This is a genomic window from Archangium gephyra, assembly GCF_042230915.1.
GTDB classification, from domain to species: Bacteria; Myxococcota; Myxococcia; order Myxococcales; family Myxococcaceae; genus Archangium; species Archangium gephyra_B.
This window is the reverse complement of the sequence record NZ_CP102578.1, coordinates 10,586,800-10,607,733: the sequence shown is the minus strand read 5'-3', so window position 1 is coordinate 10,607,733 and position 20,934 is coordinate 10,586,800. Positions and strand designations below refer to the sequence as shown.

General features: G+C 70.8%; 14 protein-coding genes. 6 read left to right on the top strand and 8 right to left on the bottom strand.

Annotated features, from left to right (window positions below):
• Positions 1–69 precede the first annotated feature (69 nt).
• A complete protein-coding gene (locus NR798_RS41680; protein WP_375768157.1) occupies positions 70–543 on the top strand; it encodes a hypothetical protein in 474 nt (157 codons plus the stop codon).
• A 149-nt stretch (positions 544–692) separates the two neighbouring features.
• Positions 693–1,022 carry a hypothetical protein gene (locus NR798_RS41675; RefSeq protein WP_375768156.1) on the top strand — a complete coding sequence of 110 codons (330 nt, stop codon included), beginning with the start codon at positions 693–695 and terminating at the stop codon, positions 1,020–1,022.
• A gap of 21 nt (positions 1,023–1,043) precedes the next feature.
• On the opposite strand, the gene nagZ is transcribed toward NR798_RS41675, so the two are convergent.
• Positions 1,044–2,147 carry a beta-N-acetylhexosaminidase gene (gene nagZ / locus NR798_RS41670; protein ID WP_375768155.1) on the bottom strand — a complete coding sequence of 368 codons (1,104 nt, stop codon included), beginning with the start codon at positions 2,145–2,147 and terminating at the stop codon, positions 1,044–1,046.
• 126 nt (positions 2,148–2,273) lie between these two features.
• The gene (locus NR798_RS41665) at positions 2,274–3,911 is read right to left on the bottom strand and encodes a CocE/NonD family hydrolase (RefSeq protein WP_375768154.1); all 1,638 of its coding nucleotides are present in this window, start codon (positions 3,909–3,911) and stop codon (positions 2,274–2,276) included.
• Positions 3,912–4,034: 123 nt separating this feature from the next.
• Between NR798_RS41665 and NR798_RS41660 the strand changes: the two genes are divergently transcribed.
• Positions 4,035–4,439 carry a response regulator gene (locus NR798_RS41660; protein WP_375768153.1) on the top strand — a complete coding sequence of 135 codons (405 nt, stop codon included), beginning with the start codon at positions 4,035–4,037 and terminating at the stop codon, positions 4,437–4,439.
• A gap of 54 nt (positions 4,440–4,493) precedes the next feature.
• Here NR798_RS41660 and NR798_RS41655 read toward each other — a convergent pair whose 3' ends face one another.
• Genes NR798_RS41655 through NR798_RS41645 form a run of 3 tightly spaced genes read right to left on the bottom strand, consistent with a single transcriptional unit; the run spans position 4,494 to position 8,512 of the window.
• The gene (locus tag NR798_RS41655; RefSeq protein ID WP_375768152.1) at positions 4,494–6,596 is read right to left on the bottom strand and encodes a BatA domain-containing protein; all 2,103 of its coding nucleotides are present in this window, start codon (positions 6,594–6,596) and stop codon (positions 4,494–4,496) included.
• Positions 6,593–7,471 carry a DUF58 domain-containing protein gene (locus NR798_RS41650; protein WP_375768151.1) on the bottom strand — a complete coding sequence of 293 codons (879 nt, stop codon included), beginning with the start codon at positions 7,469–7,471 and terminating at the stop codon, positions 6,593–6,595. Before NR798_RS41650 ends, NR798_RS41655 begins: the two co-directional genes overlap by 4 nt.
• A 9-nt stretch (positions 7,472–7,480) precedes the next feature.
• Positions 7,481–8,512, bottom strand: a complete 1,032-nt coding sequence (locus NR798_RS41645) for an AAA family ATPase (protein WP_375768150.1) — start codon at positions 8,510–8,512, stop codon at positions 7,481–7,483.
• Positions 8,513–8,784: 272 nt separating this feature from the next.
• Here NR798_RS41645 and NR798_RS41640 point away from each other — a divergent pair, with 272 nt between their 5' ends.
• Together NR798_RS41640 and NR798_RS41635 are read left to right on the top strand one after the other, a co-directional pair.
• Complete coding sequence (locus NR798_RS41640) at positions 8,785–10,200, top strand: hypothetical protein (RefSeq protein ID WP_375768149.1); 1,416 nt, start codon at positions 8,785–8,787, stop codon at positions 10,198–10,200.
• 212 nt (positions 10,201–10,412) lie between these two features.
• On the top strand, positions 10,413–13,064 hold the full coding sequence (locus NR798_RS41635) for a TIGR02266 family protein (RefSeq protein ID WP_375768148.1): 2,652 nt from the start codon (positions 10,413–10,415) through the stop codon (positions 13,062–13,064).
• Between the two features lie 153 nt (positions 13,065–13,217).
• Here NR798_RS41635 and NR798_RS41630 read toward each other — a convergent pair whose 3' ends face one another.
• The 3 genes from NR798_RS41630 to NR798_RS41620 form a co-directional block, all read right to left on the bottom strand.
• Entirely contained in the window at positions 13,218–15,104 is a 1,887-nt protein-coding gene (locus NR798_RS41630; RefSeq protein WP_375768147.1) for a S8 family serine peptidase, read from the bottom strand.
• Between the two features lie 167 nt (positions 15,105–15,271).
• Positions 15,272–17,101 (bottom strand): hypothetical protein, encoded by a 1,830-nt coding sequence (locus tag NR798_RS41625; protein ID WP_375768146.1) that lies wholly within the window; start codon positions 17,099–17,101, stop codon positions 15,272–15,274.
• Positions 17,102–17,266: 165 nt separating this feature from the next.
• Positions 17,267–19,498: a PAS domain-containing sensor histidine kinase gene (locus NR798_RS41620; RefSeq protein ID WP_375768145.1), complete on the bottom strand. Its 2,232-nt coding sequence runs from the start codon at positions 19,496–19,498 to the stop codon at positions 17,267–17,269.
• Positions 19,499–19,650: 152 nt separating this feature from the next.
• On the opposite strand from NR798_RS41620, the gene NR798_RS41615 reads away from it, so the two are divergent.
• Positions 19,651–20,865: a S8 family peptidase gene (locus tag NR798_RS41615; RefSeq protein WP_375768144.1), complete on the top strand. Its 1,215-nt coding sequence runs from the start codon at positions 19,651–19,653 to the stop codon at positions 20,863–20,865.
• Positions 20,866–20,934: the final 69 nt, after the last annotated feature.

Sequence of the window (20,934 nt, the reverse complement as noted above, 5' to 3'; positions counted from 1 at the left end):
GGCGCGGCGTGCTCCGCCCTCGCACCTCGCGAGGGGCGAGAGCGCCAGACGTGTTCCCTGGAGACGGACATGCACGACAGCGGTTTCAAGCGGTGGGTGGTGTTGGGGGCGCTGGCCTCGGCCTCGTGGCTGGTTTCGGCGTGCGGCGCTCTTCCGAAGCAGGGGGACACCTATGAGGTCGCCCCGGGCTTCGCGCGGAGCCCGGCGCAGACCGGCTACAACGGCACCATCCGGGACCTCCCCACCAGCATCGACCCGCGGACGCCCGAGGCCCAGGGCACGCTGGGCCGCTCCCGCCTGCTGGACCCTGGAGAGCGGGCCCTGCTCGAGACGCAGGGCGGCGCCATGGGTGGCAGTGGCTCCACGCCGCCCGCGCCGGGCCCCGAGGGCGGCCCCCTGTACGAGGAGATGGGCGCGGAGGGCAGCACCCTCGCGCCCTCGCGGGAGCTTCCCGCCGCGCAGGGCAACGTGGGCAATGACCGTCCCACGAACCCCAATACTCCGGGGGGCGCTCCGGCCAAGCGGGACGCGCGCGGCAAGTAGGCCGTCACCCGGCGGGGCAGTCACCGTTCACACGCATTCATGAGGCGCCCCTCCTCGCCCTTCACGCGAGGAGTGGGACGGGAGACGGCTCACACGAGCCGTCGTGGCTCCGGGCAGACGGTGACGTCCGCTTGGACGGAGGAGCGGACATGCGCGGACACATTCGCAAGTGGGTGGTGGTGGGGGCACTGGCCTCGGCGTCGCTGCTGTTCCCGGGGTGCGCGGACACGAACCGGGGGGCGGACACGGGCGCGCAGGAGCCGATGATGGGCACCGGTGGCGCGGGCGGCGCGGGCATGGAGGGCCAGGAGGGCATCGGCGGCTCCGGTACCGGCGGCACGGGCGGGGCGCACAAGGGAACCCATGGTGCCACGGGCGGCGGAACCACGGCCCGGGACGCGGGGACGCCGGGCCCGGCGGATGCGGGCACGGGCGGCGCGGGCATGGAGGTCCAGTCCGAGAGCGCCCCCACGAAGTAGGCGGGACGCCTCGGGCGGGAACTAGCGGGACGCCAGCATGACCTCGGTGGGGTCCTTCCCACTGAAGCCGCTGGCGAGCCCCTCGGCGAGCGCGCGGTGCTCGGCGTCACCGAGCGTGGCCATCCGGTCCTCGGGGCCGTGGGCGAAGCGTGACTCGAGGCGGGCCAGACGCCGGTGGGCCTCCTCGATGCGCGCGCGCGGCACGCGGCCGGACTCCACCGCACGCACCAGCGCCTCGATGCAGCGCCGCTGCACATCCGCCTGGTGGCAGACGAGGAAGAGGTCCACGCCGGCCAGGGTGCCCTGCACCGTGGCCTCCTCGACCGAGTAGTGGTCCGCGATGGCCTTCATCTCCAGGTCATCGCTCACCAGCACGCCGTCGAAGCCCATCTCCCGGCGCAGCACGCCGTCGAGCACGCGGTGGCTCATGGTGGCGGGCACCTTCGGGTCGAGCGCGTCGAAGAGCACGTGCGCCGTCATGAGCGAGGCGAGCCCCGCCTGGGCGAAGGCGCGGAAGGGCACCAGCTCCACGCGGCGCAGGCGCTCCATGTCGTGAGGCAGCCGCGGCAGCGTCAGGTGGCTGTCCGAGGTGGTATCGCCATGTCCCGGGAAGTGCTTGCCGCACGAGGCCACACCGCCCGCCTCGAGGCCGCGCCCCAGCGCCACGCCCATGCGGGCCACCTCGTCCGGGTCGCGGCTGAAGCTGCGGTCGCCGATGACGGGGTTGGTGGGGTTGGTGTCCACGTCCAGCACGGGCGCGAAGTCCCAGTCGAAGCCGATGGCGCGCAGCTCGTGCGCGAGCAGCCGGCCCACGCGCTCCACGAGGGCCACGTCGCCGCGCTGGCCGAGCTCGCGCATGGGAGGCAGGGCGGTGAAGGGCGCGCCCCGCAGCCGCGCCACCCGTCCCCCCTCCTGGTCCACCGAGAGGATGAAGGGCCGGCCCGCGCGCGTCTTGATGTCGCGGCACAGGGCGGCCGTGTCCTGCGCGGTGCCCACGTTCCGCTTGAAGAGGATGGCGCCGAAGATGCCGTCCGCCATCAGCGAGGCGAAGTCGTTGTCGATGCGGAGGCCGGGGAAGCCCACCATGAAGAGCCGGGCACAATCCCGGTAGAGAGCGTTGCTCATGGGCCGTACCTTCTCACGCCGTCCACGCCACGGGGAGGGAAGAGCATGACGGATGCTCGCCTCCACACGTGGCTGCCTGCCCATCCGTCAGGAATACCGCACTGGGACGGAGGGGAGCCGGGAGAGCTAGCCCATGACGGGAAGCAGCAGGGCGGAGGGATGGGCCGGGTCGTGGAAGATGGCCTGGTCGGCGGCGGCGAGCGTCTTCGCGGTGCCGAGCGGCTCGCCGGTGCCGGGGTTGCGCGCGAACCGGGGATGCGCCCCGCTGGAGACCTGGAGCCGGACGCGGTGGCCCGCGAGGAAGCGGTGGGCGGTGGGCCACAGGTCGATGGTGATGCGCAGGGTGCCGTCGGGCCCGGGAGCGGGTTGGCCGGGCACGAGGCGCAGCAGCCCGTCGCACAGGTTGACGGAGCTGCCCGAGGGCTCCACGTCGCACAGCCGGGCGAAGAAGTCGGTGTGCGGCAGGCTGGAGCGGACGAAGAGCTCGGCCTGGACGGGGCCGATGATCTCCAGGTCCTTCTCCAGGGGCGCGCTGGTGTACGTGAGGACGTCCGGCCTGGACTCCAGCGCGCGGTTGTCCCTCGGTCCCGCCTCCCGCGTCAGCAGCGCACCGCCCAGGGAGGGCGTGGGGTTGGCGGGGTCATAGCGGTAGCGGTCGGGCTCCGAGGCCGTGGGCGTGGCGGGAGCGAGGCCCCGGTCCGCCTGCAGGTGCCAGCGGTGCGTCTGCATGCCCGGCGGAGGCCACTCGGAGAAGTCGCGCCAGGTGTTGGCCCCCATGACGAAGACGCGCACGGGCGCCTCGCGCAGCTGGCTCCGATCGCCCTTGAGGTGGGCCTTGTGCCACACCAGGGACTCGCGCGCGGCGACCACGAAGCCTTCGACGGAGACGTGCGTCCAGGGCCCGATGGTGAGGTAGGGCGCGCGCCCGGCGCGGTGGAGCGCGGCGTAGTCGCCCACCTGCCAGGGCAGGAAGATGTCGTACCAGCCGCCGATGAGATGGACCGGTGCGGTGACCTCGGCGCGCGAGCCGCTGAAGTCCGCGCGGTTCCACCACGGATCGCCCGGAGCGCCGTGCTCAAGCCAGTCCTGGAAGAAGGGCACCCGCTCTCCCGTGGCGAGCGCGTCCACCTCGTTCAGGGGCAGGTGCTGGAAGAGGGGCTTGAGCTTGCGGGCCGCGCCGAGCCGGGTCATCAGGCCCCCCAGCCCGGGCTTCTCCTGGTGGCGGACGAGGTGGACCCAGGACAGCGTGGTATCGAGCGAGTAGGCACCGCCCGCGTAGGTCTGGCTGCGGAACTCGGACGCGGTCTCGTGGGCCACCATGGCCTTCAAGCCGGCTCCCGCCTCACGGGCCAGCGCCCACTGCACGAAGCCCAGGTAGCTGGCGCCATGGGTGGCGAACTCGCCCGAGAACCAGTCCTGCCGCTTCATCCACTCGACGGTGGCCAGCCCATCGTCGCGCTCGTTGCGGAAGGGGTCGAACTGCCCGCCCGAGCCGAAGGTGCCACGCACGCTCTGGACGAGCACCTGGAAGCCGCGCTCGGCGAAGAGCCTCCCGTACTGCATGCCGAAGAAGCCCCGCCGGCCGTAGGGCGAGCGCACGAGGAGGGTCGGGAGCTTGCCGCCCTGGCGGGGGGAGTAGCGGTCGGCGAGCAGCTTGAAGCCATCGGGCATGGGAATCTCCAGGTCCCGCTCGACGGTGACGTCGTAGGTGTCCGCCGGGGGGAGCTCGAGGAGACGCGCGAGGAAGCGGCTGGCGAGGGTCATGGCCGCTCATGATGGCACCACGGCCCTCCAGACATCACACCTTAGGAGAGGGCGACTCATCTCTATAAGAGGGGCGCGAGGTTGCCATCCAGGTCAGGCGCTCTGGAAAGAGAGGATGCCAGCGTGAGTACAGTTCTCCTGGTCGATGACGAGCCGGACCTGATGGAGCTTTACACCGACGTGCTGGAGGTCATGGGCTATCAGGTCGTCCAGGCGCACGATGGCATGGAGGCCCTGGAGCTGGCCCGCAGGCAGCGGCCGGACCTGGTGGTGACGGACTGGATGATGCCTCGTCTGGACGGAGTGGAGCTCTGCGGACGCCTGCTCCACGAGCCGGGGCTCGAGGGCATCCCCATCATCCTGCACAGCTCCCGGCGGGCTCCCCGCATCCCCGGCGTCCGCATGGTGCTCTCCAAGAGCAGCCCGCTGGAGGAGTTCGAGGACGCCGTAGCGCAGGTGATCGACGAGGCCCACCTGGAGCAGCTTCCCGCCCCCACGTCCCTGACCTCCTCGGAGATCCACCACTGACGGACTCGCCGTCAGCGGCTCCCCGCGCATGTCCATCGCGAGCGGATTGTCGGCCTACTTGCGCAGCAGGGTGCCCTCGAAGAAGAAAGCGAGGGCGGCGGCCACGATGAGCCACGTCCACAGGGGCACGGGCGGGCGCTCCGCGTCCGAGCTCGACGCCTTCACCGTCTCCTCGCCGAAGTGCGCGGAGAGCGCGTCCTGCGGCAGCCGGCTCAAGTCACTCTCGGCCGGGTCGAGCGTCGCCGCGAAGGCCAGCGCGGGCACCGCATTGCCATCCGCGCCCAGCACCGAGAAGTTGCCCGGCTGCTCCACCGGCCCCACCAGCACCGTGCCGTCCGGCTGCGCCTTGTGCGGCACCTCGGCGCCGTCCGGTGCCTTCACCACCGACACCGTCTGCGAGCCCTCGGGCCGCAGCGAGAGCGTCTCGCCCACGCGCACCTTCTGCTCCTCGCGCTCCTCCAGCGAGCCCGCCAGGTACGCCGCGAAGCGCTGCATCAGCGGCAGGAAGCTGGTGCGGATGGGGAAGTCGCTCCAGTCGCGATCCACCGTGCTGGTGAAGAGCGCCACCCGGCCCTTGCCCCGGCGTGCCACCGCCACCGCCGGAGCGCCGTCCTCGTACGTGGCCAGCACCTGGCTCGCGCCCTGCGTGGCCCCGCTCCCGTCCGCCTCCAGCAGCATGTACCGGTAGAAGCGGGCCCCCACGAGGCCCTCCTCGGCCCGGCCCGTGAAGGGCGCGAAGAGCGGATGCTCCACCTTCACCTGCGCCAGCTTCGCCGCCTTGCCGTCCGCGTCCGGATCGTCCCGCTCCACGCTGGTGCGCACCAGCCGCAGGTTGCGCGGCAGCAGCGCGCCCAGCCTCGTGTTGTACGCCTCCGGGTCCACGTGGTCGCCCACACTGATGAAGAGGCCGCCACCGTTCTCCACGAAGGTGCGCAGCTTCGCCGCGTCCGCCTCTTCCGGCGCCGTCACGTTCAGCAGGTACACTAGGTCATAGCCGGCGAGATCCTCGCGCCACCCGGCCGCCGTGTCCCGCACCGCCACCTGCACCGGCGAGCCCGGCGCCGACAGGGCCGCCTCCATGAAGAAGGCCTCGTCCCGGTAGCGCGTGGCGTGCGGCGAGCCATTCACCACCAGCGCCTTCAAGGGCCGGGGCACCGCGAGCACGAAGGCCCGCCGGTCATCCTCGGCCAGCCCGTCCGGCGTCAGCGTCCCCTGGCCCACCACGGTGCCTCCCTGCTGGAAGCGCACCGTCAGCGACTTCTGCGCCGTGCCGTTGGCCGGCACGTCCACGAAGCCCTTGCCCACCGTGCTTTCGCCCACGCGCACCGCCGCCTCCAGGTCCTTCAGCGGCTGGTCCGAGAAGTTCTTCACCGTGAAGGTGAAGAGGAAGGCACGCGGGCCGGCCTGCAGCGCGGGCTCCACCTTCAGGTCCACCAGCGCGTGGTTGGGCAGGGCGTCCTTCCCGTTGGCCGCGTCGCGCAGCACCACCTCGGGCCGTACCGCCTCGCCCGTGGGGCCCTTCACCGTGGGCGTCGGCGCCTCCAGGCGCATGGAGCCGGCCGTCAGGTCCGACACCACCACCAGGCGCTTGCCCGCCATGGGGCTCTCCTCCAGCGAGCGCGCCGCCAGATCCAGGCACCGCGACAGGTCCGCCGCCCCGTACGTGGGCTGCGCCTCGTCAATCAGCTGGCGCAGCTTGGAGCGGTCGAAGCCCGGCGCCGCGGGCGGCAGGGCCGAGCCCGTGCACACCAGCACCGTGGCCGGCTCCTCGGGCCGCAGGTCCGCCAGCGCGTCGCGCGCCTCGTCCCGGCCGCGCTCGAAGAGCGAGGTGCCGTCCGACCAGCGCATGGACAGCGAGGCGTCCAGCACGATGGCCGTGGCCGCCGGGCCCTTCACCACCGTGGCCGCCGCCGTGTCCTGCTTCAGCTCCGGCCGCGCCAGCGCCACCGGCAGCGCGAGCAGAATCAACGTGCGCAGCGTGTACAGCAGCAGCCGCTTGAGCTTGAGCCGGCTCGCGGTGCGCTTCTGGCTGCGCAGCACGAAGGCCAGGGGCCCGAAGGGGTGGGGCCTCGGCCGCCGCCGGTCGAAGAGATGGATGAGCAGCGGGATGAAGGCCGCCAGCGCGCCCAGCAGCATCCACGGGTGTGCGAAGGTCACCGGCGCCTCCCGCGCTTGCCCAGGTAGCGCAGCAGCACCTCATCCAACCGCTCGTCGGTGCGCACCAGCTCGTAGTCCACGTCCGCCTCCGCGCAGGCCGACTTCACGTTCGCCAGGAAGGCCCCGAACTCCTCCAGGTAGCTCTCCTTGATCTCCCGCGGGTTCACCTCGATGCGGCCCTCGCCCTCCATGTCCAGGAAGAGCGTGGGGTCATCGAAGGGGAACGTCAGCTCGGCCGGGTCCACTAGGTGGAACACCGACACGTCGTTCTTGCGCTGCCGCAGCGCCAATATCCGCTTGAGCGCGTCCTGGTTCTCGTCGAGGAAGTCCGACAGCACGACGACGGAGGAGCGGCGCGGGAGCACCTCGGCGAGGTGGTCCGCGGCGGAGATGAGGTTGGTGCCGCCGGTGGGTGCGGTGTGCTCGAGCGCATCCAGCAGCACGTTGAGGTGGCCGGCCGAGGCGCGCGGGGGCACGTCCTGGAAGCGGCCGTTGGTCATCACCGCGAGGCCGGCGGCGTCCTGCTGGCGCACCAGCAGGTAGCACAGCGCACCGGCCAGCGTGGTGGCGGCCTCCAGCTTGGAGAGCGCGCCGCTGCGGTAGCCCATGGAGGCGGACGCATCCACCACCATCACCGCGCGCAGGTTCGTCTCGTGCTCGAAGCGCTTGACGTAGTACTTGTCGAACTTGCCGTAGGCCTTCCAGTCCAGGTGGCGCAGCTCATCGCCGGGCGCGTACTCCTTGTGCTCGGCGAACTCCACGCTCTGGCCCTGGTGGGGGCTCTTGTGGAGGCCGGACAGCACCCCCTCCATCACCGCGCGGGCGCGCAGCTTCACGCCCTGCAACCGGGCCAGCGTCTGGGAGTCGAGCACCATGCCCCGGCGCTATCCCTTCACCAGCGCGACGAGCTGATCCACCAGCTTCACCGAGGTGGTGCCCTCGCTCTCGGCGGTGAAGTTGGGCAGCACGCGGTGGCGCAGCACCGGGCGGGCCACCGCCTTCACGTCCTCCACCGAGGCCACGAAGCGCCCATTGAGAATCGCGCGCGCCTTGGCCGCCAGCACCAGGTACTGGCTGGCGCGAGGGCCCGCGCCCCACGAGACGTTCTTCGCGATGAAGTCCGGCACGCCCGGCTCCTTGGGCCGCGTGTGGCGCACCAGCTCCACCGCGTAGCGCACCACGTGGTCCGGCACCGGCACCCGGCGCACCAGCTCCTGCAGCGCCAGAATCCGCTCGGGCGAGAGGATCTTCTCCAGCTTGGGCTGCGAGCCGCCGGTGGTGGACTTGACGATCTCCACCTCCTCCTCGGCGGTGGGGTAGCCCACGTCCACCAGGAACATGAAGCGGTCGAGCTGGGCCTCGGGCAGCGGGTAGGTGCCCTCCTGCTCGATGGGGTTCTGCGTGGCGAAGACGAGGAAGGGCAGCTCCAGCGGGTAGGTGCGGCCGCCGGCGGTGACGCGGTACTCCTGCATGGCCTGCAGCAGGGCGGCCTGCGTCTTGGGCGGGGTGCGGTTCACCTCGTCCGCGAGGATGATGTTGGCGAAGAGCGGCCCCTTGAGGAACCGGAAGGCGCGGTGCCCGGTGGCCTTGTCCTCCTCCAGGATGTCCGTGCCGGTGATGTCCGAGGGCATCAGGTCCGGGGTGAACTGGATGCGGTTGAAGGACAGGTTGAGGACGTCGGCCAGTGTGGAGATGAGCAGCGTCTTGGCCAGGCCGGGCACGCCCACGAAGAGGCAGTGGCCGCGGGCGAAGAGCGCGATGAGCAGGTGCTCCACCACGTCGCGCTGCCCCACGACGCGCTTCTCGATCTGCCCGAGAATCTGGGCTTTGGCCCGGGCGAGCTCCTCGACGGCCTGAAGGTCCTCGCTGGTGGCTTCGGGTACCGGTGTCGGGGCGATGGGGGCGGCGTTTTCCATGAGGAGGATTCTCTTAATCTCGGGCGGCGCGGGGTCCAAGGGGTTCGCACGGAGGCCCCGGCTCGAACGTGGGATGCCAACCGTTCCAGGGGGCTCCTATTCCTGCCACAGGACGTTCGTCCGCTCCAGGACACCCTGCGGCCGGTTCCCTACCCCCCAGGGGGGTTCGGGCGGACCCGAGGCGGGGGGGATGCCGGAAGGAATGACCCCATTACCTTCCCCCGGTTCGTCTCTCCGGGCCCCAGAGGCCGGGAGGAACGGGGGAGAAGCGCATGCACCGAGAGTCAGGAGTACACACCCGCCGTCCTTGGACGTGGCTCGTTCCCGCCACGCTGCTGACGCTGGGCACCGGCTGTGGGGGAGCGGAAGGTGACCCCTCGGGTACGACCTCCCAGGCCGAGGCCCCGTCCGGGGAGTCGGGGAGCGGTACCAACCCGGTTGCCTCGACGCCCTCCGAGCCTCCTCCCGCCCTTCAGCCGGAGACGGGGGTGCCTGCTCCGGAAGCGGGCGCGGAAGTGGGCTCGGAAGGGACTCAGGCCCGCCCCTGGTTCCTCCGGCTCGGCGGGCCGCAGGACGACATCGGGACGGGGCTCGCCGTGGATGGGGCGGGAGACATCTCCCTGGTGTGGCTCTCCACGCCGCGCGAGGACGAGGAGCGCGAGGCCGTGCCCGGGCAGCGGCGGGGCCTCACGCTGGCGAAGTACGGCCCGGATGGGGTACCGCGGTGGGTGCGCGACTTCTCGCGGATGCGCGTGGCCTCGCCGCGCGTGGCGGCCGCGCCCTCGGGGGACGTCTTCCTCGCCGGCAATGCCTTCCTGTACCCGTTGGACTTCGGCCTGGGCGAGGCCAACGATGGCTTCCTCGTGAAGTTCTCCGGCGAGGGCCAGCCCCTCTGGCAGCGGCGCGCGGGACAGAAGGTGTACGGGGTGGCGGCGGATGGCGAGGGCGGGGTGCTCGTCACGGCCGAGGAGTGGACGCCGGAGGGCCCCGTGCCGGTGCTCGCCCACCATGACGCGCAGGGGGCCTTCCTCTGGACGCGGCAGCTCGACCGGGTGGACGAGGGGACGCGGCTGCACGCGCTGGCGCTCGCGCCCTCGGGCCGGACGCTGCTCGCCGGACGCCTCGTGGGCACGCTCACGGTGGATGGCCGCACCTTCGGAAGCGCGGGTGGACAGGGTCTGCTGCTGCTCGCCTTCGAGCGGGATGGGCGGCTCGCGTGGGGCAAGGAGCTGCGCGGGGTGGAAGGCCACGTCACGGGGTTGAGGCCGGAGCGGGACGGGGGCGCGGTGCTGGTGGGCGAGCTGCGGGGCTCCCTGTCCTGGGGCGGCACGCGGCTCTCCGGCGCCGAGGCGTTCGTCCTCGCGGCGGGCCCGGAGGGTGCCGAGCGTTGGGCCCAACCGCTCGCCTGCGACGCGAAGCCGGCCGTGCCCTCGGTGGCGTTGGATGATGCGGGCCAGGTGGTGGCCATCTGCGGCGGCACGCTGAGCGCGTATGCGCCGGAGGGCTCGCAGCGGGACCAGCGCACGCTGCCTCCCGGCGAGTGCCCCGAGGGTGACTGCCCGGTGGCGGGCACCACGCTGGACTTCATCCCGGGACAAGGCTTCACCCTCGCGGGCTACCAGCGCCACGGCGCGCGCGCGGGGAACGCGTGGGACCAGGAGGCCTTCCTGCGTCTGCTCGCTCCGTGAGCCATCCTTCGGCCCGTCCCCATTTCCCCAGAAAGCGGAGAGAACCTGGGGGGTCTCCCATGCGGAGGCCCTCCGGGCACGTCCTGCGCGGGTAGGAGGCGTGGGACTGGGTCGCCCATGTGCGTACCTGCAGTGGGAGCGCGGCAGGCAGGGGAGCGGAGCAGGAGAGAAAGACTTGAGCGGGGCAGTCTTACCCGCGACAGTCAGACGCTATGGATCAGGGACGGCGCGCCGCGGACCGCAAGGCCGTGGGTCTGCTGGTAAAGCTCAAGCACACGGATATCGGCAACTTCGTCGAGGAGTTCGCCGTCAACATCAGCCCCGGGGGCATGTTCATCCGTTCGCGCGAGCCGCAGCCGGTGGGCACCCCGGTGAAGTTCGAGGTGCGCATCGCCGATGGGCTCCGGGTGATGAAGGGCTCGGCGGTGGTGCGCTGGGTGCGCCCGCCCGAGGACCTGTCCGGGCCACCGGGCATGGGCATCCAGTTCACCGAGTTGGACCCGCCCTCCCAGTCGCTCGTGGACCGGATGCTGCAGCGCAAGGGCGAGGCGCCCGTGAGCGCGCCTCCGGTGGCCGCCGCGGCCGCGAGACCCCCGGGCGCTCCCGCGGTGGCGCCGATGCAGGGGATTCCGTCCGTGGCGCCCGTCGCTCCCGGCTCGCGGCCCGTCCCCGGGGCCCGCCCGGCCGAGCCCATCGTTCCGCCTCCGCCTCCGCCCATCACCGCCGTCGACATTCCGATCGACGAGCTCGTCGCCGCCACGCTGCCGCCGGAGCGCCCGCGAGCCGAGGCCCCGCCCGCCGCGAAGCCGCCCGCGCGCCAGAGCAACAGCATGCAGGAGTTCGATCTGGCGGACCTCTCGGCGGCGGCCACGCCCGGACCCGCCGCTCCGCCACCCCCCGCGCGCGCCGGACAGGCCAGCAGCGCGGTGGAGCTGGAGCTGGAGTCGTCCGACGACGACGAGCCGCTCGAGTTCGCACGGCCCGTGGCGGGGCAGCCCTTCAAGCCCGCGGCGAGGAAGCCCGCGCCGCCGCCGTCGGGTGCCCGCCCCGCGGCTCCGGTGGCACCGCCCGCCGCACCCGCACCGCCCAGGGCCCCGGCACCGCCAGTGGCACCGCAGCTCGCTCCGGCGGTGGCGAAGCCAGCGGCCCCGCTGCCTCCCGAGCCCAAGAGCTCACCGGCTCAGGTGCGCACCGTCTTCCTCACGCCGCCAGCGAGCATCGAGAGCAAGGGCCCGGTCATCGGCATCGACCTGGGCACCTCCAACTCGTGTGTGGCGGTGGTGACGAACAACAAGCCCATGGTGCTGCGCTCGCGCGAGGGCTACAACACCATCCCCTCGGTGGTGTCGCTCTCGACGCAGGGCAAGCTGCTGGTGAGCCACCGCGCGAAGAGCCAGGTGCTGCTGCGCCCCGAGCAGACCATCTACGGTGCCAAGCGCCTGGTGGGACGTCCCTTCGACAGCGCGGTGGTGAACCAGGTGCGCGAGCGCTTCCATTACGAGATCCTCGCCGACGCGCGAGGCCGGGCGGCGGTGCGGATGGGCGAGCACGTGCTGTCGCTGGAAGAGGTGCAGGGCATCATCCTGCGCGAGTGCAAGGAGTTGGCGGAGCAGCACCTGGGGCAGAAGGTGGAGCGCGCGGTGGTGACGGTGCCGGCGTACTACTCGGAGCCGCAGCGCGAGGCGGTGCGCCGGGCGGGGTGGATGGCGGGGCTGAAGGTGGAGCGCATCCTCAACGAGCCCACCTCGGCGGCGCTGGCGTACGGGCTCAACCGCGAGGTGACCAAGCGGGTGCTCGTCTATGACCTGGGAGGCGGCACCTTCGACGCGACCATCCTGCGCATCGACCGGAACGTGTTCGAGGTGCTGGCGACGGGAGGAGACATCTTCCTGGGCGGCATGGACTTCGACAACGTGCTGGTGGACCTGTTGCTGGAGCGCTTCCAGCAGCAGGAGAAGGTGAACTTCCAGGGAGACCGGATCGCGCTGTCGCGGGTGACGGACGCGGCCGAGCGGGCGAAGGTGGCGCTCTCGGAGTCCAACTCGTACGACGTCCACATCCCGATGTTGATGATGGACGAGGCGGGGCAGCCGAGGGATCTGCACGTCACGCTGACGCGGGCGGAGATGGAGCGGGCGTGCCTGCCGATGGTGATGCGCACGCTGGACGTGGTGCGGGACGTGCTGCTGGACGCGAAGATGAGGCCGGGGGAGGTCGACGACATCCTCATGGTGGGCGGGCAGGCGCGGATGCCGCTGGTGCGCGAGAAGCTGAAGGAAGTGTTCGGCAAGCCGCCGCACGCGGGGGTGAACACGGACGAGGCGGTGGCGCTGGGAGCGGCGCTGTACTCGAACGCGGTGGACAAGGTGAGCAGCGTGGTGCTCATCGACGTGCTGCCGATGACGATTGGCGTGGCGATGCCGGGAGGCGGCTTCACGCGGGTCATCGAGCGCAACACGGCGCTGCCGGCGCAGCGCTCGTTCGCGATCTCCACGACGCGGGACAACGAAGAGGTGATGGAGCTGTCCGTCTTCCAGGGAGAGGACACGCACATCTCGGCGAACGAGTACCTGGGGACGGTGAGGCTGGAGGGGTTGCCGAGGGGGCCGAAGGGCTCGGTGCGGGTGGCGGTGACGCTGCGGCTGGATTCCGAGTGCGTGCTGCACGTGACGGCGCAGGAGTACTCGACGCGCAAGGAGATGAAGGCGACGTTGGCGACGCGCTACACGCCTGAGGAGCTGAGGCAGCGGCTGGGGGTGGCGTCGGACGCGGCGCGGGCGGCGGAGGAGCGGCGGGGCCAGGACCTGAAGGAGCGCTCGGGCCGTTTCTGGGGCTTCCTGAAGAAGGTCGTGGGCAAGGCGTAACCCCGCCCAACGACTCCGCTCAACAACTCCGCTCAACAACTCCGCTCAACAACCCCTCTCCCTTCGGGAGAGGGACAGGGTGAGGGTATCTCGTCCCCGGGTTGAGCCGGGACGGGGCTGGAGCCACCCGGGCTCCAACCCCATACGTCTGTGTTAGCGGTTCTGGTACCAGGCCCAGCCGAGCCACTTGGGCGTCAGCGAGCAGCTCCACTTGCGGACGCGCACCGTGTAGTTGCCGGCCACCGAGGGGGTGAACTCACCGATCTCGTAGGTGTTGTCCCAGCTGGCCGAGCTGGCCACCACGGTGCCGTTGGGCGCGAGCACCTGCAAATCCAGGTCGGCGCTCGGGCGGTTGGCGTAGCTGGCGTAGCTGGTGTTGGTGTCCCAGGTGATGACGGCGCGGGCCGGGCGGTTGGCCCACAGCGGCATGGTGGCGACGGTGATCCACGTGGGCGAGGCGCAGCTGTAGCCGATGCCACCCCAGTTGCCGTCCACCCCACGGGCGATGTCATCCGCCTGCGTGGCCACCACGGAGCCAGCACCCTCCAGCTCGCTCAGGCGCGTGGCGCCCTCCACGTTGTGCACGGCGGTGGCCATGAGGATGGCCTTGACGCTCTCGGGCCACACCTGGAGCGCGGTGCGCCGCTGCATCAGCTGCGCCGTCACGCCCGAGACGGCCGGGGCCGAGAAGCTGGTGCCCGAGACCGTGTGCAGCCACGGCGAGGCGCCGCTCAGGGTGGTGATGTTCTCACCGGGACCGGCCACCTCGGGCTTCTCGCGGTCGCCGTGGGTGGACACCGGATCCTGGCCGCTGGTGAAGCTGCTCATCACGTCCCCGCTCCAGAGGACGGTGTTCTGGTCCTTGAAGCTGCCCACGCTGACGACGTTGTAGCCGCGCGCGGGGCTGCCGACGCGGGCGCTCCAGCCGCTGTTGCCGGCGGAGACCACCACGGTGCGCCAGCGGTTCTGCACCAGGTCGTCGTAGTAGCGGTCCAGGCTGCCCGGCTGGGTTCCGGCGTTGCTGCCGAAGCTGAGGTTGAAGACGCGGGCGCCCCAGTTGGAGGCGCGGTTGGAGGCCGCCGTCAGGCCGCTGGAGGAGCCCCAGCAGTCTCCGCCCACGTAGATGGAGGCGTTGGGCGCCATGCCCTTGTGCGTGGTGTGCCGGCTCGCGATGACGCCCACCACCGAGGTGCCGTGCCAGTGCAGGCAGCTGCCCAGGGTGTCCTGGACGATCGGCGGCATGTACGGGTTGGTGGTGTGGGCCCGGCCGCCCACCTCGATGACGCCCACCCTCACGCCCGAGCCCGTGATGCCCCCGTTCTGCACCAGATCCGACTCGATGGTGGCGCGCGCGACATCCAGGGTCTGCTCGGCGAGCCGCGCCGCGTCCACCTCGGTGATGTCATCCCAGCGCGCCACCTCGCGGACGAGGTCCGGCTTGAGGGTGACCTCCACCACGGGGGACTCCTCGTCGGCCGTGGCCTGATAGCCCATGGCGGCGAAGCGCTCGATCAGGGGCTTGGTGGCCGCGGCCACCACCTCGCGGCGCCAGGACTGCTGCTGCTGGTAGAGGCTGTCCACGTCGGCGGGCAGCGGATCCTTGCTGGCGTCGGGGCGGGTGGCGCCCTCTCCCAGGCCGGCGGGCTCACGGGCCCAGATGGCGACCTTCACCTCCGAGTCCGGGGGCAGCTTGGCCAGGTCCTCCAGCAGGCCCGAGGAGATGCGCCCGTAGCGCTGCACGTAGTAGGCGTCCTCCTGCTCATCCAGCTTGAGCGCATCCACCTCCACGGCGTTCGGATCCAGCGCCACACCGGCCGTCTCGCCCTTGGGGCTGCTGCCCTTGAACTGGTAGGTGGTGAGGCCCTGCCAGGGATAGGCGATGGTGGCCGCGCTCAGGAGCTCGATATCCGCGGGGCTGGCGCCGGTGCGCTCGGCGATGAGGGCGCGGGCCTTGTCCTGGATGGACTGCGGAATTTCACTCGTCTGGGCGAAGGCGCTGGTGGACAGCGTCAGGGCAAGGGCCAACGGAAGCCGCTTCATGGGGGGTTCTCCAAAGGCAGAGTGATGCGTTCTGGCAGCTCCCTCGGGAATTGCAGGGAGCGTGCCGGAGTGCCTTCAGAGAGGAGGAGGCGGGCCGCGTAGCCGCGAGGGCAACACCCGCGGAGGGGGCGCCGTTGCCTCGAGGTCCACGGGCCCGCGGCGCCGCTCTACGGCGAGGCGTTGGAGGCGGTGCCGCCCGCCATGAAGGCCTTGCTGTCGGGGCGGAAGAAGGTATGGCGGAGCTTGTCGCCCAGCTCATCGAAGGCGCGCAGGGCCATGGTGTTGTAGACGACCTCGTCGGTGGGGTTGCTGTACGCGGTCCTGAACTGCTCTGGCGGCTTGACGGTCAGGCTGAAGCGCAGGGGCTTCTCGTTGGGCAGGCGCATGTCCACGTCGAACTCGAAGGCGATGCCCACGAACATCCGGTTGTCCGTGGACGAGCCGTAGGCCGCACCCGACCAGCCCACCGTGTAGAGGATGCCGAGCGTGGGGACGGAGTCAGCGGAGGCGTCCTGCTGCGCGGAGAGCGCCGGTCCCTTCTCCAGCGCGAGCAGGTCGGTGGGGAAGATCTGCTTGAACGCGGTGCCCATCGCCGCGGTGATGTTGTTCTCCAACGGGAGGAGGCGCTCGTCGGTGAAGTGGGGGGAGACCTTGGCGGCGGGCCTGCCCTCCTTCTTCGCGGCCTTCGCCAGGAGCTTGTCGGCCTCCTCGAGCGAGGAGGAGGACTCCCGGCGGAAGCGCACGAGCACCTTGGGACTCCCGGTGGCCTCGAGGTGGGCCAGCAGCTTGCCCACGAAGGGGACGAGCGCGGGGTTCTTGGTGGAAGCCTGGCCCTGGAAGTCGGTGAGGGCCTGGACGAAGAGCTGATGCATCCGCTCCTTGGCTTCCGCGTCCACCACGGAGTTGGGGTACTTCGCCTGGAACTGGCGCAGCGCGGAGATGGTGTTGGAGGCCTCCTTGAGCGCGGCTCGCGGCATGCGCTCGACGCGAGCCTCCTGGAGCCGGGGCGACTCGCTCCAGTTCACCAGGAAGTCCTGCCAACACCGCTCGGTGTTCGTCTGCTCGCACTCGCCGAAGCCCGCCTTCGCGCCGAGCTCCTTCGCCTCGGCCACGTGGAACCAGCCCGTCCGGAGGTAGCCACGGAAGCCGCTCTCGAGCCCCGCGGTCTTCGCGTTGCTGAAGGCGGCGTAGTCGCTGAGGAGGTTGCGGACCAGCCAGGTGCTGCACGCCAGCACCAAGCTTATCGCGAGCGCGGCCAGCCAGCGCCGCTCGATCAGCCGCGGCAGCTCTCCGGCGAGCACGCCTCCCTGGGGAACGGGGGAGGTGTTGCCCTGGAACGACTCGAAGCCGCCCCGCACGCGCACTTCATAGAAGAGATCGAAGTGGTGCACGGCGTTCGCGTCCTTGGCCTCCAACGCCTTGCTGAACGCCGCGCGTGCGCGCTGCAACTCCCGCATCCGCTTCTCGGCTTCGTCCTTGTTGCGGACGACGAACTGCTCGCGGTGACCGCCTCCGAAGTCGAAGGTGAAGGTGGTGTGCGTATAGGCACCATTCGTGTGCTCATGGACCGCCTTGAAGTCGTCGAGCTCGCTCAAGGAGACGATGCGCAGGTTCCGGGAACGGGCGTCGATGAAGTCGAGCGGAAAGAGGTAGCGCCCGGGAGGGAAGGGCAGGGCCTTGCCCCGCATGACGTGGAAGGCGATGGCGAGGACCGCGGCGGTGAGGAAGAAGGCGGAGCCGAAGTAGAGGGGGAGGGCCCAGACGCCCTGGACCGCATCGGCCATGGGCCCGGCCTCACCGAAGTCCTTCAAGGTCCAACTGACGAAGGAGGACAGGCAGTAGAGGCCCAACATCGTCCACCCGAAGATGCGCATCCCCTTGGACTGGGGGTCGGCGAAGAGCGGTGCCAGGCTGGGCTTGGGGCCCAGGCTGTCGACGATTCGCTCGCGGGTGGTGCGAGGAAGGCGGTTGAAGTCCACGACGGTGTCACCGGCCATGCGGGCTCCGATTCGATGAGAGCGAGAGGCGTATGTCTGGGGATGGTGTGAAGCGTCGAGCCAGGCCGCGGAAAGTGTCCCCCCCCATGCACTTCCCGCCGCGGTTACAAGCCTCGCATCCGGAGTGATATCAGCCGGGGAGGCTTCCTGTCGAAAGGTCCGCCTTCAGGGCTCGCGCTCGGCCAGAGGGAGTTCCAGGCTGAACGTTGCCCCTCGTCCCGGTCCATCGCTGTGTGCCACCAGCGAGCCCCCCAGCTCCTGCGCCGCCAGGGCACTGGAGTGCAGACCGAAGCCATGCCCCTCGTCCCGGGTGGTGAAGCCGTACTGGAAGATTCGCAGCAGCATCTCCGGCGAGATGCCCACCCCGTTGTCCCGCACCTCGATGCGGACGCGCCCGTCCCCGGTGCGCTCCAGCTTCACGCCCAGGTGCCGCTTGCCTGGGGCGACACCCTCCAGGGCATGGCTGGCATTGCTGATCAGGTTGACGAGGATCATCAGCACCTTGTGCTTGTCCGTCGGCACGGGCGGTAGCGGCTCCAGTTGCCGCTCCACCTCGAGGCCCTGGCGGGTGAGCCCGGCCGCGTTGATGCGCAGCGCGTCCTCCACCAGCTCCTCCAGGTGCACGGGCTCCTGCACCCGGGGCGCCCGGGCGTAGCGCTGCTGCACCTTGACGATGTCGCCGATGTGCTCGGTGTACCGGCCCACGTCCTCGAGCAGCGCGAGGACCGCCGTGCGCTCGTTCAGCAGATGCTGTCCCAGCTTGCTCAGGAAGGGCGTCACATGCCGGCCATGCTCGTCCTGGGTGAGGAAGGCGCCGGCGTCGGACTGGTGCTCCTCGAGCATGCTCGCCACCCGGCCCACGTGCTCGAGCCGCAGCTGGCTGAGCCGCTCCCGGGCGAGCTGGGCCGAGGTGTAGACGCTGTTGAGCACGTTGCCCACGTTGTGCAGCACGTTGGTGGCGATCTCCGCCATGCCCGCGCTCCGGGCCGTCCGCACCAGCTGGTGGTGGACCTCTTTCAGCTCGCGGGTGCGCTCCTCGACGCGCTGCTCCAGGCTCTCCTTGGCCTGACGCAGGGCCTCCTCGCGCTGTTGCACCTTGTCGGCCATCAACCGGAAGGCGCGGGCCAGCTGCCCCAGCTCGTCCTCGCGCGAGGTGTCCAGCCCGACATGGAAGTCGCCAGCGGCCACCCGGTCCGCGGCCTGGGTGAAGGCCAGCAGCGGGCGGGTGATGTGCCGCTTGAGCACCCAGGACATGATGGCCAGCTCCAGCAGCAGCGCGACCATGCCGACGAGCAGCACCTGGTGCGCGGCCTGGAGCGCGGGCTGGGACACCACGCTCTCGGGCAGCACCGTGACGAAGTTCCAGCCGGGACCCTGGAGCCGGGCCATGCCGATGTACTCGTCATGCTCCGGCAGCTCCGCCACCGTCTGGCCGGGCGGGGCGTGGTGTACCTGCTCGAAGATGCTCCGCAGGTCGTGTTGCTGCTCCTCGGTGGCGGTGGGGGCGTCGCGGCTCTGCCCGGCGCTGCCCGGGATGTAATAGATGCCCGTGGTGCCCTCCCGGGTGAGCTGGGGATGGGCGATGAGCTGGCCATCGTCGCGGAAGAGCAGGTTGTACGCGCCGGGCAGGTGGTCATTGATGGTGCGGGTCATCAACTCCTGGATGAGCACGTCGTGGCCTATCGTCGCGACGTGCCGGCCGTCCAGGTCCAGCGGCGTGGAGACCGAGACCATCCAGCTGCGGTCGACCGGATCCGAGTAGATGCCGCACCAGACCGTCTCCCGCCGGGGGTTCTTCCCGGGCAGGCTCAGCTCGTAGAACTCCAGCGTGAGGAAGGACATGCCGCTCTCGGCTTCCTGGATCCACGTGGGGCGCTCCGGCCAGTAGAGCACCAGCACGTCCTCCGGCAGCACGGCGTAGGTGTTCGTGAAGCGCGTGTGCAGGGCGGGCCCGTATTGGGCGAGCACGTCATACGCCGCCAGGATGCGCCGGCGCAGTCCCGCATCGACGCGGATGCCCCTGGGAACGATGACGCCCGGCATCCTCGTGCCGTCGAAGACCTCGGGGCGGTTGCGGGTGCTGCCGTCGGCCAGCTGGACGAAGAGGCTGTCGAAACGCGCGTCCACGTCCTCCCGCGGCGGGGCGCGGAGCCTCTCCGCCAAGGCCTTCTGGAGGACGGCGTGGTTGTCCTGCGCCAGCATGAAGATGCCCTGCTCGCGCTGGCTGCGCTCCACGACGTAGCGCTCCAGCCTCGCGAGGTTCTCGGTCCGCACCGAGTGCAGCACGTGCAGGTAGCTGAAGAGCGTGGCCAGCGCGACGACTCCCGCGATGCGGGCCCCCATCTGCAGGAGCGTCGAGCGGGACAGGGAGGTGGAAGCACGGCGGGAGAACGGCATGACGCGGCCTGTCTCGTTCGGGAGTTTTCGCTAATGAACAGTACGCCCTCCTTGAACTCCCAACCATTGAGAGAGCCCCTGATTTTCCTGAAGGGTGCGGAGGCAACTCTCTGCGTGCTGGGCCGATAATTCAGCAGAAAGGCCTACACGCCATGACAACCCTCTCCAAGCTCTCCAGCCCGTCCCTCCCGCCCAAGAGCCCGCGTGTTTCCGAGGTGGCGTCTCCCCAGGCCCCGGCTGCTGCCGCCGCTCCGCGCGCGGAGGTGCGCCGCCCGGTGGATGGATTCGAGCCGGCGTCCGCGCGCTCGAAGTTCGTGGACCGTCCCACGGGCCTGCGCCCGGGTGCGCAGCCGCTGGGCCTGCTGACGCACCCGTCCGTGGCGCCGCTGTCCACCGCGCGCGAGGCGGAGTCCACCGGCCCGGTGGAGCCCAGGCCCACGCCCACGGGCGTGCCCGTCATCGCCGTGTTCGACGGTGGCGTGGACACCCGGCACACGGACCTGGACGGGGCCATGTGGACCAACCCCGGCGAGGTGGAGGGGGACGGCCTCGACAACGATGGCAACGGCATCAAGGACGACGTCCACGGCTTCAACGTGGGCTTCAACTCGGGCGAGCCGATGGAGGGCGAGGGCACGGACCACGGCACGCACGTGGCGGGCATCATCGCCGCCGAGGACAACGGCCAGGGCAACACCGGCGTGGCGGCGGGCAAGGCGCGAATCCTCTCGGTGGGCGGCCTGTACGACGGCAAGGACCTGCTGACGAACTTCGAGCGCGCGGTGGACTACGTGGTGGACATGAAGTCCAAGGGCGCCAACATCCGCGCGGTGAACGCCAGCTTCGGTGACGAGTACCGGGACGCGGCCTCGCAGGCGCGCTGGAAGAGCGCGGTGCAGAAGCTGGCGGATGCGGACATCCTGCTGGTGGCGGCCACCGCCAATGGCAACGGCAGCAACATGAACAAGGTGGCGGACTTCCCGGCCAACCTGGACCTGCCCAACGTCATCACCGTGGCGTCCATGGACAAGCGCAATGACAAGCTCGCGGGCTTCTCGTCGCATGGCGACAAGGTGGTGGAGCTGGCCGCGGTGGGCGAGGACGTGTTGAGCACCGTGCCCGGCAACCGCTGGGAGGAGATGAGCGGCACCTCCATGGCCACCCCTCGCGTGGCGGCCACCGCGGCGCTGATGTTCGCGGAGAACCCGGACCTGACGGCCGCCCAGGTGCGCGACCTGCTGGTGAAGACGGTGGAGGTGGACCCGGACCTCAAGGGGAAGGTGAGCACCGGCGGCAAGCTGGACCTCGAGGCCGCCGTGGCCGCCGCCCGCGCCTCGGCCGCCGCCTCCCGGCTCCACGCGGCCTGAGCTTCCGGGGCCGTGCTCATCCGAGAAGGAACGGTTTCTTCTTGGCGGGCCAAGTGACTCCGGCCCCCG

Bases quoted from the DNA above. Each gene is read 5' to 3' on its own strand.
- NR798_RS41645 (WP_375768150.1), bottom strand. From the start codon at position 8,512: ATGGAAAACGCCGCCCCCATCGCCCCGACACCGGTACCCGAAGCCACC.
- NR798_RS41680 (WP_375768157.1), top strand. From the start codon at position 70: ATGCACGACAGCGGTTTCAAGCGGTGGGTGGTGTTGGGGGCGCTGGCC.
- NR798_RS41620 (WP_375768145.1), bottom strand. From the start codon at position 19,498: ATGCCGTTCTCCCGCCGTGCTTCCACCTCCCTGTCCCGCTCGACGCTC.
- NR798_RS41625 (WP_375768146.1), bottom strand. From the start codon at position 17,101: ATGGCCGGTGACACCGTCGTGGACTTCAACCGCCTTCCTCGCACCACC.
- NR798_RS41650 (WP_375768151.1), bottom strand. From the start codon at position 7,471: ATGGTGCTCGACTCCCAGACGCTGGCCCGGTTGCAGGGCGTGAAGCTG.
- NR798_RS41615 (WP_375768144.1), top strand. From the start codon at position 19,651: ATGACAACCCTCTCCAAGCTCTCCAGCCCGTCCCTCCCGCCCAAGAGC.
- NR798_RS41665 (WP_375768154.1), bottom strand. From the start codon at position 3,911: ATGACCCTCGCCAGCCGCTTCCTCGCGCGTCTCCTCGAGCTCCCCCCG.
- NR798_RS41640 (WP_375768149.1), top strand. From the start codon at position 8,785: ATGCACCGAGAGTCAGGAGTACACACCCGCCGTCCTTGGACGTGGCTC.
- NR798_RS41675 (WP_375768156.1), top strand. From the start codon at position 693: ATGCGCGGACACATTCGCAAGTGGGTGGTGGTGGGGGCACTGGCCTCG.
- nagZ (WP_375768155.1), bottom strand. From the start codon at position 2,147: ATGAGCAACGCTCTCTACCGGGATTGTGCCCGGCTCTTCATGGTGGGC.
- NR798_RS41635 (WP_375768148.1), top strand. From the start codon at position 10,413: ATGGATCAGGGACGGCGCGCCGCGGACCGCAAGGCCGTGGGTCTGCTG.
- NR798_RS41630 (WP_375768147.1), bottom strand. From the start codon at position 15,104: ATGAAGCGGCTTCCGTTGGCCCTTGCCCTGACGCTGTCCACCAGCGCC.